Annotated in this window: 19 protein-coding genes; 5 read left to right on the top strand and 14 right to left on the bottom strand. The window is 36.3% G+C overall.

Features of this window, described 5'->3' with window-relative positions; translation table 11 throughout:
- Window positions 1–2: 2 nt before the first annotated feature.
- Window positions 3–143: a hypothetical protein gene (locus tag J4861_RS07300; protein WP_004361231.1), complete on the bottom strand. Its 141-nt coding sequence runs from the start codon at window positions 141–143 to the stop codon at window positions 3–5.
- Window positions 144–259: 116 nt separating this feature from the next.
- Here J4861_RS07300 and bamJ point away from each other — a divergent pair, with 116 nt between their 5' ends.
- Window positions 260–661 (top strand): BamJ family beta-barrel-assembly machinery protein, encoded by a 402-nt coding sequence (bamJ, locus tag J4861_RS07295; RefSeq protein WP_211817439.1) that lies wholly within the window; start codon window positions 260–262, stop codon window positions 659–661.
- A gap of 211 nt (window positions 662–872) precedes the next feature.
- Window positions 873–2,126 (top strand): GTP-binding protein, encoded by a 1,254-nt coding sequence (locus J4861_RS07290; protein WP_211817438.1) that lies wholly within the window; start codon window positions 873–875, stop codon window positions 2,124–2,126.
- Window positions 2,127–2,362: 236 nt separating this feature from the next.
- Here the strand turns inward: J4861_RS07290 and J4861_RS07285 are convergent, their stop codons facing one another.
- Window positions 2,363–3,316 carry a glucosaminidase domain-containing protein gene (locus J4861_RS07285; protein ID WP_211817437.1) on the bottom strand — a complete coding sequence of 318 codons (954 nt, stop codon included), beginning with the start codon at window positions 3,314–3,316 and terminating at the stop codon, window positions 2,363–2,365.
- Window positions 3,317–3,430: 114 nt separating this feature from the next.
- Here J4861_RS07285 and J4861_RS07280 point away from each other — a divergent pair, with 114 nt between their 5' ends.
- A complete protein-coding gene (locus J4861_RS07280; protein ID WP_036864216.1) occupies window positions 3,431–3,757 on the top strand; it encodes a 2-amino-4-hydroxy-6-hydroxymethyldihydropteridine diphosphokinase in 327 nt (108 codons plus the stop codon).
- Window positions 3,748–4,530 (top strand): tetratricopeptide repeat protein, encoded by a 783-nt coding sequence (locus tag J4861_RS07275; RefSeq protein WP_211817436.1) that lies wholly within the window; start codon window positions 3,748–3,750, stop codon window positions 4,528–4,530. Before J4861_RS07280 ends, J4861_RS07275 begins: the two co-directional genes overlap by 10 nt.
- A 498-nt stretch (window positions 4,531–5,028) precedes the next feature.
- Here the strand turns inward: J4861_RS07275 and J4861_RS07270 are convergent, their stop codons facing one another.
- The 6 genes from J4861_RS07270 to J4861_RS07245 form a co-directional block, all read right to left on the bottom strand.
- Window positions 5,029–6,390 carry an aminotransferase class I/II-fold pyridoxal phosphate-dependent enzyme gene (locus J4861_RS07270; protein ID WP_211817435.1) on the bottom strand — a complete coding sequence of 454 codons (1,362 nt, stop codon included), beginning with the start codon at window positions 6,388–6,390 and terminating at the stop codon, window positions 5,029–5,031.
- An 8-nt stretch (window positions 6,391–6,398) separates the two neighbouring features.
- Complete coding sequence (locus tag J4861_RS07265; RefSeq protein WP_211817434.1) at window positions 6,399–7,034, bottom strand: sugar transferase; 636 nt, start codon at window positions 7,032–7,034, stop codon at window positions 6,399–6,401.
- A 223-nt stretch (window positions 7,035–7,257) separates the two neighbouring features.
- A complete protein-coding gene (locus tag J4861_RS07260) occupies window positions 7,258–7,650 on the bottom strand; it encodes a GxxExxY protein (RefSeq protein WP_211817433.1) in 393 nt (130 codons plus the stop codon).
- 304 nt (window positions 7,651–7,954) lie between these two features.
- Entirely contained in the window at window positions 7,955–8,590 is a 636-nt protein-coding gene (locus J4861_RS07255; RefSeq protein ID WP_211817432.1) for a GNAT family N-acetyltransferase, read from the bottom strand.
- The gene (locus J4861_RS07250; RefSeq protein ID WP_211817431.1) at window positions 8,580–9,692 is read right to left on the bottom strand and encodes a glycosyltransferase family 4 protein; all 1,113 of its coding nucleotides are present in this window, start codon (window positions 9,690–9,692) and stop codon (window positions 8,580–8,582) included. The genes J4861_RS07255 and J4861_RS07250 overlap by 11 nt, the downstream gene beginning before the upstream one ends.
- A gap of 3 nt (window positions 9,693–9,695) precedes the next feature.
- On the bottom strand, window positions 9,696–10,610 hold the full coding sequence (locus J4861_RS07245) for an O-fucosyltransferase family protein (protein WP_211817767.1): 915 nt from the start codon (window positions 10,608–10,610) through the stop codon (window positions 9,696–9,698).
- A 286-nt stretch (window positions 10,611–10,896) separates the two neighbouring features.
- On the opposite strand from J4861_RS07245, the gene J4861_RS07240 reads away from it, so the two are divergent.
- Entirely contained in the window at window positions 10,897–11,748 is an 852-nt protein-coding gene (locus J4861_RS07240; RefSeq protein WP_211817430.1) for an IS5 family transposase, read from the top strand.
- Here the strand turns inward: J4861_RS07240 and J4861_RS07235 are convergent.
- The 6 genes from J4861_RS07235 to J4861_RS07215 all read right to left on the bottom strand — a co-directional run bounded on the left by J4861_RS07235 (window position 11,730) and on the right by J4861_RS07215 (window position 16,789).
- On the bottom strand, window positions 11,730–12,416 hold the full coding sequence (locus J4861_RS07235) for an acyltransferase family protein (RefSeq protein ID WP_249110909.1): 687 nt from the start codon (window positions 12,414–12,416) through the stop codon (window positions 11,730–11,732). The genes J4861_RS07240 and J4861_RS07235 overlap by 19 nt on opposite strands.
- Before the next feature lie 63 nt (window positions 12,417–12,479).
- A complete protein-coding gene (locus J4861_RS13380; protein WP_249110908.1) occupies window positions 12,480–12,701 on the bottom strand; it encodes an acyltransferase family protein in 222 nt (73 codons plus the stop codon).
- Complete coding sequence (locus J4861_RS07230; protein ID WP_211817429.1) at window positions 12,694–13,803, bottom strand: glycosyltransferase family 4 protein; 1,110 nt, start codon at window positions 13,801–13,803, stop codon at window positions 12,694–12,696. Before J4861_RS07230 ends, J4861_RS13380 begins: the two co-directional genes overlap by 8 nt.
- A gap of 21 nt (window positions 13,804–13,824) precedes the next feature.
- Entirely contained in the window at window positions 13,825–14,736 is a 912-nt protein-coding gene (locus tag J4861_RS07225) for a glycosyltransferase family 2 protein (protein ID WP_211817428.1), read from the bottom strand.
- Complete coding sequence (locus tag J4861_RS07220) at window positions 14,726–15,766, bottom strand: glycosyltransferase (RefSeq protein WP_211817427.1); 1,041 nt, start codon at window positions 15,764–15,766, stop codon at window positions 14,726–14,728. The genes J4861_RS07225 and J4861_RS07220 overlap by 11 nt, the downstream gene beginning before the upstream one ends.
- 18 nt (window positions 15,767–15,784) lie before the next feature.
- Window positions 15,785–16,789, bottom strand: coding sequence for a glycosyltransferase (locus J4861_RS07215; protein ID WP_211817426.1), 1,005 nt, complete (start codon window positions 16,787–16,789; stop codon window positions 15,785–15,787).
- Window positions 16,790–16,811: the final 22 nt, after the last annotated feature.

Below are 16,811 nucleotides of genomic sequence, written 5' to 3'. Positions count from 1 at the left end.
CGCTACTCCCTTATGTAATCCTTAGCAACAAGGTCGTAATACAAAGCTTCCAACTCTGCCAATGACAATCGCTCTATTGAATGCTCCAACACGCGAATCAACTCTGCCCGACGTGTATCATTCTCTATTCTATCAAAATTCATATCGTACGTTTATAAGCTATAGAACAAATACTATGCCGAAACAAAAGTAATTGAATTAATTGTGAAATCAAAAGATATTGGCTAATTTTGCGTGCATTAATATAGAATTAAGATGTATGGGAAAGAAACAAGAATACAAATTAAAGAATGAAGAATACCTTAGAGAACTTTGTCAGAAGGAAGGTATCAAGAAACTTCCTAACGGTATTCTGTACGAAGTAATAAAAGAAGGAAGTGGTGACGGAAAAGTTACTGAGCGTTCTATTGTTACCTGTCATTACCGCGGTAGTCTTATTAACGGTAATGTTTTCGACGATAGTTGGCAGAGAGGTATTCCTGAAGCATTCCGTGTAAACGAACTGATTACAGGATTTCAAACGGCACTCTGTGCGATGCATAAGGGTGACCATTGGCGTATTCATGTCCCTTATCAAGAGGGTTATGGAACAAAACGCGATGGTGATATCCCTGCTTTTTCCACATTGATTTTTGAGATAGAACTGTTTTCTATAGGATAAGTAGTTGGGGCTTCCCTTTGTCTACAAGGGGTATTAGATATCAATATACATCCCCGAAAGAGTGGCTATGCTTTGATTGGCATAGCCACTCTTTTTCAATTAAGGAATAGGAAAGACTAAATTACACAATATTTCATCGTATTGAATATGTCACTTGGCATATTTTTTGTAACTTTGTAGTCTAAGAATTATAAAACAAAAGACACATAAGATGAATATAAAAGAGACTCCTGTCCTCCTGCTTACAGGTTATTTAGGCAGCGGTAAGACAACGTTAGTAAACAAGATTCTTGCCAACAAGAAAGGTATTAAGTTTGCCGTTATTGTCAACGACATCGGTGAAGTGAATATTGATGCTGACCTCATTGAGGCAGGTGGCGTTGTCGATCAGAAGGATGATTCGCTCGTTGCACTCCAAAATGGTTGTATCTGTTGTACGCTGAAGATGGACTTAGTGCAGCAATTGAACGATATTGTTTCACAGCAAAAGTTCGACTATATTGTTATCGAGGCAAGTGGTATCTGCGAGCCTGCCCCTATCGCACAGACTATCTGCGCATATCCACAAATGTATCCAGACCTTGCTAAGAAAGGTAAGGCAGTACTTGATTCTATCGTGACTGTTGTCGATGCACGTCGTATGTGTGATGAGTTCTCTGCTGGTAACGACCTTTTGAAGAAAGACTTGCAAGAGGATGACATTGAGAACTTACTTATCCAGCAGATTGAGTTCTGCAATATTATCCTTCTTAATAAGGTGGATGACGTCAGCAAAGAGGAATTAGGACTGGTGAAGAAGATTATCCGTTCACTTCAACCAAAGGCTGAGATTATCGAGTGTAATTATGGAGATGTTGACTTAGATAAAATCCTCAATACAGGAGACTTCAACTTTGAAAAGGTTGCTACCTCTGCTTCATGGATTGCAGAGATTGAAGGTCACGATGAGGAAGAGGATGAACATGACCATCATCACGACCATGATGAGCATGAACACCACCACGATGAGCATGACGAACACCATCACGATCATCATCATCACCACTGCCACCATCATCACAGTTTGGAGAATGAGGAAAGCGGTGAAGCTTTGGAATATAATATCCAGACCTTTGTTTACTATGCACGCCGTCCATTCGACATCAATTTCTTTGATGATTTCGTAGCACGTCAGTGGCCTAAACAGATTATTCGTTGTAAAGGGCTCTGCTATTTCTCTAATGAGAAGGATATTTGTTATGTCTTTGAGCAGGCTGGTAAGCAGGTAAGCCTTCGCAATGCAGGTCAATGGTATGCTACTATGCCACCATTCCAGTTGCGCGAGTTCCTTGAGAATAATCCTAAACTGAAGAAAGATTGGGAGGAGCCATATGGTGACAGAATGCAGAAACTCGTATTTATTGGGCAAGACCTCGACAAAGAGGCTATCACCAAAGCATTGGATACCTGTCTGACTGATTTCTAATCAGTCTCATAGGTCCTTATCTATTTCTTAAGAACTCTAACTATTTTACTTGTCGAACAGATTGTTTGCATTTGTTGCAAAGGCGTAGTAAACAGCGTAAAGACAAACAAAAAACAAAGCCCTTACTTATCTATAAGCAGATAAATAAGGGCTTTTTTTATGTGTATTAATAATTATCTTAACTTCCTATAGTCATTAAAGCCTAAACATTTTTTAGTCTAATGCCTGATTGGGGATTAATACAATATCACCTCATCGCCAATTCTCAGACCACGCTCGGCAATCTTTTCGTTCTTCTTCACAAGACTCTTCAAACGAATACCATAACGTTGTGCAATATCGTATAAGCTCTCTGACTTGCGTACATAATATGGACGCTTCTTAAACTCCTTCGGACCTTTCTTTTGTTTCTTCTTCAACCAGATATACTCTCCTGGAATCAGACGTTCATGCTTATCACGTTCATTGTACTTAGCCAACTTACCTACACTAATTTCTAATTCTTTACTTAACGATTTAAAAGAATCTCCTCGTCTTACAATAACATAATAGTTGTCATTGTATTTATTGATAGGATGTGCACCCAAAACCTGAACAGGATTTGGACGACCATTTTCTATGCCACGGACAACAGAATTCTCACCACTATGATGAGCCATAAAGCGGTCATAACTTTTCGCCTTATCATATTCATAAAGTTTATAAAGCTCTATAAGATTAATGAGACTCTGTGCATAGACAGGATTGGTAGCATAACCTGCTCGCTTCAATCCATACGCCCAACCACGATAATCGGATCTATCCAAACTGAACAGACTACTATAACGGGGACGGTCACGAAGAAACTTACAATGATCTTCAAAACTTTCTAACGCACTATCATATGCACGGAAACACTCTCCTTTTGCATCATCATCATGTGAAATCGTACGCCCCAGCCAACCATGACATTTAATACCAAAGTGATTATTACCAAGAAGAACAAGTCTTCCACGCCCTGCCCCACTCTCGAGCAGACCTTGTGCTAACGTGATACTTGCAGGTACGCCATACTTCAGCATACCTTCAATAGCCATGTCTTTATACTGATCAATATAGGATTGATAAACTTGATTCCACCTTGCCTGTCCCGACGCTACGGTAGAAAACATATAGAGGAATGAGATAAAAAGGAAGATATATCGCTTCATAAAAAGTTCTTTTTAGATTATATAACTGCAAAAATACGCGTTTTATTATATAATACAAAGTGAATTATCTTAAATCTCACAAAGATTTCAAAACTTATACGTAACTTTGTATTCATGAAGACAATCATTGCACTTGGCTCAAATTCTAATCAGGAGGCGAATATTTTCAAAGCTCAGACACTACTGAAACAACGTTTCGAGGGTGTCAAATTCTCTGATACACAATGGACAGAACCGATTGGAATAAAGTCTGACAAATTCTTGAATTGTATAGGAACTTTTGATACAAAATTATCTCTCACCCAAGTAATACAATGCTTAAAGGAGATAGAACAGACTATGGGTGACTCTCACGAAAATCATCAAATAGGAAAAGTTTTGATTGATATTGACCTTGCGCAATATGGCGAGAAGATTGTAAAAAAGATAATATGGCTGTAAGAAAAACGGGAAAATTTATCATAACGCTTCTGCTATGCCTTACAACTTCTATCCCTGCATTTGCACAAAAGAGCAAGGATGCTGAAGAATTAGGGAAAGCACTGGAATACTTTACTTCAGCAAAGTATCATGAAGCCCTGCTTATCTTTCAGCGATTGGATAAAGAATATAAGCTTAACGAACGTTTCAAGGCTTATATAGGTCTTTGCTATTACCATGATTGGGATTATGAAGCAGCTGTTAAATACTTAGAGGGTGTTATGCCTAAATTGGAAGTATTTGCGCCACATGAGCGGTCAGTCTACTATTATACAACTGCAGAAAGTAAGTTCAACTTAAAGCAATATAAGGAAGCTATCCCCTATTATGAGAAAACACTAACCGTATGTTATGAACGAGAGAAAGGAGATGTCTATTATCGGTTAGGCCTATGCAATATGTTTCTTCAATCATGGAAACCAGCATACGACCAATACATGAATGCTGAAAAGATTTATAACCAGTATAAACAGGAAGAAAATGTGCAGGGACGGCTTGTACAGATAAAACGTATGGCTGCTGCTTGTTGGACAAATTATGAGGCTACATTGCCTAAGGATTCTTTGTCGAAAATAACAGACAACACGACCAATAAAGATAATAAGACGACGCAATTAAAAAACATATCGACAATTATCAACTCGTTGATTTCTACAATGTTATTACCATCCACAACGCCAGATAATGTAAAAGATATTATCAAAAAAGAAGAGAAAATAAAACTTGAAAAATAAGTACTAAATTTCTATTCTTTTCTTCGTTCGTTCAGTTTTTTTTCGTACTTTTGCGACACGTACATATCAAAAACGGCAAAAAAATCATGCCTTTTATCCACTTGACATACAAACCTAATAAAAATTGAGATTTTTATTTATTCATTTGATAATCCAACGGATTTTATGTATAGGATAAGAAGGCAAGGTAAATCAGATATTACCATAATCTAATATATGGAGAAACACAACAAGGGCTGGCACCGAAGACATTAAGATCTCCGACGTCAGCCCTTAATCCCAAATCGGGCATTAGTTCCTAAACATATTTTGTTTTATTTTCGAGCAGATTGTTTGGATTTGTAACGCAGACGTAGCGAGCTACGTCAAGTTACAAAGACAAACAAGATGCCGATAAGAAAATAAAAGATGTCAGGAAACAATACCGTAATAAAAAGAAATACACATATTGTGGTCTAATGACCGGTTTGGGTTAATATGGGTTATAAAAGATAGCACTTATTCCATTGCCTCTTTTATCTTCTCCACAATATATTTCACATCATCATCTGTTACTAATGGTCCACTTGGTAAACACATACCTACTTTGAAAAGACTTTCGCTCACTCCATTTACGTATGCTGGACAATCCTTATAACATGGCTGCTTGTGCATTGGCTTCCAAAGAGGACGGCTCTCAATATTGGCTTTATCAAGGAAGACACGCATAGCCTCAACATTAGCATTTGGTTCACAATCAGTATGTGCATTATCTACTGAATGAATAACACCAGCTGCACCACCTACTGCTCCTTGTACTGTTGTCTTATATGCATTCTCCTGACCTTTCACCTTAACAGAAGGGTCAAGAACCATTGTATTCAACCAGAAATTAGAATCGAACTCCGATGAAGGGTTTGCATGGAAGGTAATACCATCTATCTTACTGAAAGCCTCTTCATACAAATGAGCAATGTAACGGTGATGAGCAATATGCTCATCCAAGACTGTCATCTGACCACGACCGATACCAGCACAAACATTACTCATACGATAGTTGAAACCTATCTTCTCATGCTGATAGTACGGATAACCCTCACGAGCCTGTGTTGCATAGAACATCACATTATTACGAGCCTCTTCATTAGGACAAACAAGTGCACCACCACCTGATGTAGTAATCATCTTGTTTCCATTAAATGAGAGAACACCATACTCGCCAAAGGTACCACATACCTGTCCTTCGTATCTTGAACCTAAACCCTCTGCAGCATCCTCTACAACAGGGATATCATATTTATCTGCTACTGCAAGAATTTCTTTTATCTTTGCAGGCATACCATAAAGATAAACAACGATGATTACTTTTGGTTTCTTACCAGTCTTAGCAATTCTATCCTTAATAGCTTCCTCCAAAAGTGTAGGATCAAGATTCCATGTTTCCTTCTCTGAGTCAACAAACACAGGGGTTGCACCAAGGTAAGTTACTGGATGTGAACTGGCACAGAAGGTAAAACTCTGGCAGATGACCTCATCGCCTGCCTTAACTCCCAATGCAACTAAAGCGAGGTGTACAGCAGAGGTACCAGAACAGAGTGCTACAATACGCTTATCCTCCAATCTTGGTAAAGACTCCTTCCAAAGATTATCAGGATTATCCTCATGCGCCATAATTGTCTGTGGATATTCCTCTTTTTCAAGGAAGTTTCTTCTTTCACCTGAAGGACTTACAGAGACAGAGAAACGTCTCAAGTCATCTTCAAAACCATTGACATTTGGTCCCAATGGCACCACCCAATTGGTGTCAAACGCCTCTTGGATGTATCTCATCTCGTTACCACTCATGTGAGCGAGACAAAGTAAAACACGATTTCTTTCCATTTTACTAATTATATTTTTTCACCTGCATAGTCCATCTTTTTACCGAGAACTGTACAGACAATCATTTGAATATCTTTTATAAAGGAATAGTTCTTTAAATAATAGAGGTTTAACTTGACTTTATCAGGGAAAATAACCTCATCATTATATTGAGCAGGATTCTCAACAGAAGCTAAGAGTTCTTCCTCATTTCTATATTTCAAGCTGGCTGGACCCGTTATTCCAGGTTTTAACTTCAAAATATCTCTTTCTTCTCCTTGCAACTGATCTGCATAACCAGGAACGTCTGGACGTGGACCGACAAAACTCATATCACCTTTGAGAACATTCCAGAGTTCTGGTAACTCATCTAACTTATAACGTCTAAGTTTCTCGCCAAGTGGTGTGATGCGGCACTGTTCAGTTGAAGCAATAGAAGTTGCTTCTGAATCCCTACTTGCCACAGAAGCCTCTGCCTTGACTGTCATCGATCTGAACTTATATACAATAAACAGTTTGCCATACTGCCCCACTCGCTTCTGACAAAACAAAATAGGACCAGGCATCTTCACCTTGATTAGAATTGCTACTACCAATAATACAGGACTAAGAAATAGCAAACCAAACAAAGATGCGAGTTTATCAAATATCCATTTTAAAAACATAACTTATAAATGAGTTAAAATACTACGAATGACACAAATAACACGAATTTTAGAATATAAAGACATATCTATTAAAACTACGAATGACACAAATGGCACGAATTATAGAATATAAAGATGCTCTCATTAGAATTTATCGAATACTACGAATGACGCGAATAAAAAACAATACGGATAGAAAAAATGAGGCTAATTATATATATAATAAATAAGACGAATAAAACTAATCTTTCGTACAGACATAACGTTCGTACATTAAAGAACTCTCACCAAAATTGACAAGTATACCCAAGGGGCATTTTGTTATCTTCACATAGTTAATAATCTGCGAGCGATCAATATCCGTAATCGCTTTTTCAGCTTTAAGTTCAACAATTATATTCTTATAACAAATAAAGTCACATTTGAACTTATGCTGTAACTCTACACCCTTATAAAGAATATTGAACGTCTGTTCACGTTGAAAAGGAATTCCTCTCAATTTAAATTCTATCTCAAGAGAATCACCATAGACTACCTCACGCATCCCACTACCCAACTCATTATGAACAGCCATTGCAGCACCAATTATTTGGTATGCCTCATTCTTAAACACCAATTCCTTCTCAACGCGCATAATATGAAAGAGCTTTGCTATATTTGTGAAATTAGAGAAATTCGCAGTCCATAAAGAACATTCGAGGTATTAGAGAAATTCGCAGTCCACAAAGAACATTCGAAGAATTAGAGAAATTCGCAGTCCATAAAGAACATTCGAGGAATTAAAAAAATTCGCAGTACACAAAGAACATTCGAAGAATTAGAGAAATTCGCAGTCCATAAAGAACATTCGAGGAATTAAAGAAATTCGCAGTACACAAAGAACATTCGCAAAATTAGAGAAATTCGTAGTACACAAAAACATTTGAGAAATTCGTGGTTCATTTTGCCTTTGGTTTATACTCTACATAGTAATCTCCATTAGGTAATGTTTCAATAATCTGAATATCATTAGCAGTCTGAGCAGATTTCATAGAAGCAATATTATCTGGCGCGATTGTTCCAAAAACCCTAAGACCTAACAATGAAGAAATCTCTGTTGCACATAGATTCATCATTTTATTGATACCACGACGTTGCCAACGATAATCCGTCATATACCCACGAAAGGATTTCCCCCAAAAGAAACTCCGCTGGAAGAAGTATCCAACACATACTTTTTGTTGAACAGTTCCTTCTGCAACAACGATATAAGCAAGAAAACTTTTATCTTTTGCTAACTTGTTCAATGATAGTTCATCGAAACCATGAGGTTTAAAGAAATCAAAGGCTGACGCAGGCTGTTCTGCAAACATCTTTGCCAACATAGGAAGATTATCCTTACCAAGGCTCTCTATCCTATAGAAAAGTGCATTACCAGCCTCATCTGTAGTTTTAGTAAAATGAGAAAGAATATTCTGAACATTCTTCATTTTACTTCCATACCTTAATCCAAAAAGGAAGGAATTGATAACCCCTATAATATCCCAGATCCAAGGTAACTTGTCACGTAGGATATGTGCTATTTTATAAAGCATCGTAAAATTCTTTTAAAGCCTTCCAAATATCCTTCTGCTCATACCTTTCACGTATCATTGGACGAGCATTACGTCCCATACGTTTAGCCTCTTCAGGATGCTCAATAAACCATTTCATAGTATTAAGCAAAGCCTGTTGCATAACTTCAGACCCTTCTTTAAGAGGGGCAGCAATAATTTTACCATTCAGTCCATCTTTAATGATTTCATTGCAACCATTAATATTCGTAACAATACATGGTAAGCCCATAGCACCTGCTTGCATTGGAACATTTGGGAATCCCTCACGATAACTTGGGAAAACAAGTGCATCAGCTTGAGCTAAGAAAGGACGAACATCACTTTGCCAGCCGACAAACTTAACCTTTTCAGAAGTTGTCAAAAACTCTTTATCAGAAGCAGAAACGGCATCCTCCTCTTCAAATGTTCCAACCAATATTAACCGACAATTCAGTTGTCGCATACACTCCGTTAGTTCGTGCATTCCTTTATCCTTAACCATTCTTCCTATAAAAACGAAGGTAAAAGAATCAGACTTTTCTTGAGTATTCTCTACAGGAGTGAAGAACTCGGTATCAATACCATTAATATTTCCATTCCAAATCACACACAACGGCTTCTTAGTAATGCAATCCTCTTGCAAAGCATGTAATACCCCTTGTCCTTCTGGAATAACATTTGTAGCAAAAAGACACGACAAGCGCTCCATCGTCTTAAGAATCATTTTTAAAAAGCCATGAGCCCCCTGATAACGTAAGCCAGTGACGGTATAAACTCTATGCGGAACGCATGCAAACCATGCAGCTATCATTGCCAAAAGACTTCCCTTAGGAGTATTGGCATGTACACACCATGGTTTCTCCTTACAGAACAGACGATACAAAAACCACAACCCCTTTATATCTTTCACCAAACTGATAGGACGTTCTAACGGAGCATCCACAACACGAATACCCTCTCGTTCACTAACTTCCTTCAGAACACCTGTATCTTTTGCAACACCAATAACGTCAAAATATTGGCTCAAGAACTTCAGCTGACCTTTCAGCAAACTATTTAAAGATATGTCTGCAGTTGTAACGCGAATTAATTTCTTCTTCATGATTTAGAACTCGACACGTTCAAAATTCACATTTCCAATTCTTGCAGCATACTCAGGGAATGCACTCTTCCACATTCCTTCATGCCATAAGCTATAGACTTTTTGCGCACCACTGATTAAGTAATAGTCTGTGAACATCTTTATATTCTCAGAATCATCTGTTTCACCAGCAGTATCAATGTGCTTTACAGTTCCAGGCACAATATACACATCAAGCTTTGCTTTCTTTATCTCCTCAATGAAAACCATAGAATCGGAAGCAATAAGAATTCTTGTGTTAGGATGCTGTTCAGATATCTTCTTTACAGAATTGATAGCAGACTCAACCAATGCACTCTTTTGATTATCAGAACCTAACTCCGGGTTAATAGCCGTTTCCATCTTGTCACCCAAAAGATTCATAAAACGTGTATGAATTGCGATATAGTTAGCTCCTATCTCTGACTGATACAGGTCCAAATAGCGTTGAAGATAAGTTGTTGGACGGAATAATTCTCTATACAACTCGCCCCACTGGTAATTCGTTCCAAAATAAGCATTCACCTTATCTAATGAGTTATAGCCATAATAGAAATGTGTTTCGGATGAACGCTTTTTATATAAACGAGAAGGGTCTACTATCTCTCCATAGGCTATAACATTATTATATGACAGAAGGCCAAAATTCATTTGGCTCTCATCAATTAGCCAATCGTACTCGTTTGGCTCAAGATACTTACTTAATACAAACGGATAACTCCAGTTCAATTTAAATGGCTTTCCCAAAGCTTTAGATATAGCATAAATGGTAATCAGACCTTTCAGTCTATCAAACATTCCACCATGTGGAATTCTACCATCTACCATAAAAATATATGGATAACTATTACCCGTTGTATACAAAGAGAACCCTTTCTCCTTCATTATCCTAAACTTCATCAAAGGTTCACGATAATAGTAATCTATAAGCTTAACTAAACTATTTCTTCCTATCATAAATTAATATTCACATTACACGTCTAATAACTATAGTAAATTCAGGAAATCGAGAACATATTCAAACAACTGCTCTATAAATCAATAAGCCTCTCATCCATCATTGTAAGATTAAGCCTCAATAGATAAGAACTTATACTTTCTATGAAGTCGTCTTGAGTTTTTATTTTGTTAAAATAGAGAGGGATTCTTATCTTTGTATTATTGAACCAAGCTTCAAATACCTCTCATGTACAAAGTACTGGACAAAGATACAATAAAAAATGAAATTCTACCTCATTTATCAGTAGCAAAACGTGGATATATTTGCCAAAGCTGCCTATCCGAGGTAATTCAATGCATTCTTTATAAGCTTAAGACTGGTTGCCAATGGTATATGCTTCCAGTTTCATCGTTCTTCACAGCAAAGGTTCTTCATTACAAAACCGTATACGGACATTTTCGCAAATGGTGTAAGAAAGGAGAATGGCAAAAAGTGTGGACAATACTTCTAGGCCGTTATAAATCTTTCTTGGATATGTCAAGTATAGATTTGGATGGCAGCCATACTACAGCATTACGTGGTGGAGATTGTCAGAGCTATCAGGGACGCAAGAAGAGCAAGACTACAAATGCTATTTATGTAACTGACCGTCAGGGAATACCACTCGCCATATCCACTCCAGTTGCAGGTTCTCACAATGATTTGTACAATATTTCAGAAGTGGTTAAAGAAGTATTCTCACAACTCACAAAGTCTGATATTTCTACTGATGGATTATTTCTCAATGCTGATGCGGGATTCGATGCAAAAGAGTTTAGACACATGTGCCTAAGAATGGGTGTGTTTGCAAATGTAGCATTTAATTATAGAGCAGGGGGTGGGCAAGATTGCTATTTGTTTGACGATATACTGTATAAAGAAAGGTACAGCATAGAAAGAACAAATGCGTGGTTGGATTCATACAGAAGTCTGTTGAACAGATTTGATGTTACTTTGACCAGTTGGCAAGCATGGAATTATATAGCATTTATTGTTATTCTGATGAAGAAAGTGAAAAGAAACAAAAGTCAAGATAAGTTCTATTTCTGTTCTCCATAAAAAAGAATATTTATTATTTTAATTGGTTGTGTTAAACGAACAACATAATAGCAAACAAGACATAAGACACTACCAATCAATGGAATAAATATAAAATCTGTAAAAACTGGTGAAATGACTGCCTCATTTAACTTAATATATACAGTTATTAACCGCTCTATTATAAAAGTTTGTATGACATATATTCCTAAAGTATGTCTACCAATAGTACTAAAATATGATAGAATCCTCTTTGCCCTCTGCCGCTTTTCAAACAACTTATATATCAATTCACAGATACCTATTATGACTATAGAGCCGGAAAGTCCTACAAAAACTTGTAATATAAATTTAAAAGGGCTATACAGAAGTAAATTTATATCAACTTTTTCAGGAGGATTTGTCCAATTCAGATAAAGAGCAACGATAAAAAAGGCAAGTGAAATACTGAATAAAGGGACTTTATAAGTTTGTAGATAATCAAGATGCTTATGGATTAAATAACCAATACAAAAATAAAAATAGAGAAAATTAATCATCAAAGTTCCACCATAAGGAATAATTAAAAGTATTACCCATGAAAGCGGAAGCGTTATCTCTACTGGTATTTTAATGTATTTGACAAATCTTGCTATAAGATAGCATATAAACAGATTCTTAAGAAACCAAACACACCCAATAATTTCCATACGAATCCCCCTCTCGAATAGACAAACAGTCATAATAGTACACGATATAACAGGAAATAACAATTACCTACTCTTCTTTTCTAAAAGGAATTTAATTGGTATTTCTAAGCTACGAGTAGAAAAATAACCACACACCAACATAAACAAAGGCATGTGAAAAGAATAGATGATTGGTCGGACAATGCTATCTAAGTTTGGTGTCATTACATAACAATGCCCAACACATACAAGGAGTATTGCTACGAACTTTACAAAATCTAAATATTCTATTCTATCTTTACCCATTAGAAATTACACCATTATAAACATTATTATACCCATTTACCGTTTTTGAGATGTCAAACTCTAAAGCTCTATTGTAACAGCGTTCAGCAATCTCATTATAATAAGCTTCATCACTTGCTAAACGATTAAATTCTTCAGCCAATGCCTTTGCATCCTCATGTGGGAAAAGTAAACCATATCCCTTAGTAACCTCTTTCAAACCATTTACATCAGAGGCTATAAATGGCTTATGTGCACTCATCCCCTCTACGTTACTAAGACTCAATCCTTCCCAATGAGAAGACATTACGATAACATCCGCTGCTCTCAGAACATTTGGAATATCAGTACGTAAGCCTAAAAATCTAACTCGGTCACTAACACCAAGTGACTCTGCTAACTGCTTAACAATTTCTTGACGTATACCAACACCAGCAAACCAAACCTCAAAGTGACTGTTATCAAGTAATCCTAAGGCTTTAACAACCGTATCCTGATCTTTCGCATCTCGAAATCCAGCTACCATCAAGATCGCCTTTCTTTGTTCCTTTAATGACAACAAGGCATTATCAGGAGTTGCATCACTAATAGCCTTAACATCTACACCATTATTAATCGTTGAGATTTGCTTATATTGGGGATTTGTTTTATCTAACCAAACTCCTCCCATATACTCTCGCAATTTATCTTCAGCAATCTGACTTATACAAATCACATGATTATATTGCCCATACATCCAACTCTCAATAGGTGCATACCATTTCCATTCACGTTTGCGATTAGAGGTTGTATGCTCTGTAGAGACCAACTTCTGAGAACAAAATAAGTTAGCAATAGCTACAAATAGTTGTGGTGATGAATTATGAGTATGAACAATGTCATAATTCCTCATTATCTTTATTAGCTTTAATATATAGAGCGGATTATAAACCCCATGTCCTAACGCATATATCTTTGTCTGTGGACTCTCTTTCTTCAATCTATGGGTCAATGGTGTTTCTTTTCCATTAAAGATACATAAATCCACAGTATTCCCAAAAGCCTGCAACCTTGGTATCAAATTAACCACCAACATTTCAGCCCCACCCATAGATAAGGATGTTATTACCTGTAATATTCTCATCAATATATCAAATCATTAACATCATGTCTTACAAATAAATTTGCTTTTCCAATATTGATAAAGTATATATCCTGGAACTAAATTAAAAAAAACAAGTAATTTGTATTCACAATGTAAAAGTTCACAAATGCTTTTTTTCCCAAAGAAAGAATATACTATATAAAGTAATGTTTCCTTTATACGTATTTTTATAGAAAATTCCTTAGACATAGTCATTAAAGAACCATACGCCATTAGTGTAGGACATTTAAACCTCAATACACGTCCAGAATCAGATAACCCTCCTTCTAAATATTCTGTTATGTAGATAATTTTATTGACAAAAAGCATATTATACTTTTTTGCAAGCCATATCCACGCAACAGACTCTGAGATAAATTTCTCACCTTCTATTTCTGGAAATTGAAAATCACGTAATTTATCAGTCACCCAAACTTCAGCCTTATCTCCATTTATATTCCTGTTAAAACGCTCTTCTATAAAATTACTGATAAAGTAATGCGCAGAATAGCTATCACCAATTTCTTGTGTCTCAGAATATCCACGCAAATAGCCAATTCCACAGATATTCCCTTTATCATCTATGTTATTCCAATCAGAAACAATTGAAGCCACAGCATCATTTGTTAAAACATCATCAGAATCAACAATAAATAATAATTCTGACTGCGTCTCTTTGAAAGCAATATTCAGCGCCGAATGCTTTCCCCCATTCTTTTTATAAATATATTTTATAGGAAAACTTATCTCATTTTGTGAATTCTGACGAATAAACTGACTAATCACTTTTTCTGTATCATCAGAACTTCCATCGTCTATACATAACCATTCAAAGTCTTTACAACTCTGTTTACACAGACTATCAAACAACATCGGGAGTCTGTCTGCACGATTATAGGTAGGGGTGACTATAGTTACGGTCTTATTTTCCATTTTTGATATTTGTTCTTAATCGTGGGAGAATAAATTTAACAACTATACTATTGAAGAACCATGAGGTAGGCTTATAAACTAAATAATATTTAATGGCTAAATTAATTATCCAAGCTATAACCTTCTCTTTTATTCCATTTCCATTTGGAAAAACTGGATAGAATTCAATCTCCTGTGCCTTTAAGCTAATTTTCTTAAAACAACCATAATCATATTGAGATGATAACATTCTACTAAAACCGAACATTTTTTTAGAATTCAAGGCTTTATAACAAGCTTTTACCACACAGTCTCTATCATTAGTTTCTACATTCTTAGCAATACTTAATATATCATTAAAAGATGACAGATAATCTTCAACACAACGCCTTGTATACTTTACATCACGCTTGGTTGTAGCACTATTTTCATGTACAATATAACGATACAAATCCGTTGATACAACAGCTGTCCGCGGATTATGAAGAAAAACATTAGCTACAAATAGTTGATCTTCTCCAACAATATATTTACTATTAAAGCGAATATGATTATCATTCAAGAAATCTCTTCTATAGAAACATAACCAACAGAAAGAGACAAAACCAGACTCTCGAATCAACTCAAGCCCTTCTCCCTTAAAAGTTACTTCAGAGGTAAGTACCTTCTTAGGCCAGAAATCATAACTACTCTTATATTGAATAATGTCATAATCTTCTTGCTTTTCTACAGCTGAAAAAGCCGTATACAATCCATTGTCAAGAAGATAGTCGTCTGAGTCTACTAATATAACCCACTCTCCTGTCGCGTGTTCCAGACCATTATTTCGTGCAGAACAAACCCCTTGATTACTTTGATTCAGTATTTTTATGTTTGAATTATCATCTGCATATTCTTTACATATAGATAGAGAACTATCCGTACTCCCATCATTCACCAATAAAATCTCATAACTATCCAAACCTTGTCGCAAAAGAGAATCAAGACATTGATGCAGATACACCTCTGCATTGTAGACAGGGACAACTATACTGAACTTGGGGGTTTCCATATTCGTAGAACTTTATTATTATAAAACTCTATTCTCCGCAGAGAGTACAAAAGGAGGAAGACTAGTATATTCCTTACTTTTCGCAAACCTTCTTGCATCAAGATTTCCCTTAATGTGTGCTGTCAAGAATCTTGGAGAGAGATGAAGAATGGAATAGAGCAATCTTACGCTACAACTCAGCAAAAATCTATGACCATAAGCTAGCTTATCCTTTAGTTTATCAGTATATTTATTCCTTGGTAAGTCATAAACACAACGATACCAAGTCAGGTACTGTGCCATGGCACGATAATATATTTTATCATACGATTTCTGACTTGCTTTATTGGTATTCGCATCCAAATGAACAACCCCTGAATCATACCACATTAAAAGTTTAAATCCATTCTCCACTATTTTCTGATACATCAACTGATCTTCTCCAAACGTACCAGCAGGATACAGATCAATCCATACCTCGTGCTCATAATGAATTGCTTTCCACACCTCAGTCTTCATAAAAACTGCTGTTCCGGCTGCACTTTCAGTTGGATAAATAGCACCTTTTTCTGGCTTTGAATTATAGGAGAATGCTCCAGAACGTTGAATACGTATGGCCCATCCATCATTTCTCCGCCCTTTAACTGTATTTGTCATATACGCCCCTAATTTTGAAAGAAAACTCATATTCTGAGTAGGAAAAGTGTCTGGTGCAATACCATCAACACCATACTCCTGCAACGCATTATACATTTTTTCAACAGCATCTTCTGGGAAATAGACATCATCATCTATTATAAGCACATACTCCTCCTCTACCATATTAGCAGCAGCCCTTTGGTGTACCAAACCCTTTGGTGTATCAATATATTCCTCCATACCGACTTGCTCTTTCGGACGTTCAAAACCATGAGCTAAATGTACATAAATATGCTCTGGCTTTATCGTTTGGTTGTGAAGTGATTGTAGTTCTTGAATATACTTATCACCAGCCTTACCAATTGTACGGATAGCAACTGAATATTTTAAAAAAGATTCTTTCATAACTATATTTTTTTTATAACTT

Origin of the sequence: Prevotella melaninogenica (assembly GCF_018127925.1) — a bacterium.
Classification (GTDB): domain Bacteria; phylum Bacteroidota; class Bacteroidia; order Bacteroidales; family Bacteroidaceae; genus Prevotella; species Prevotella melaninogenica_C.
Note: the sequence above shows the minus strand (reverse complement) of the source record. Positions and strands in the feature narration are given on the sequence as shown.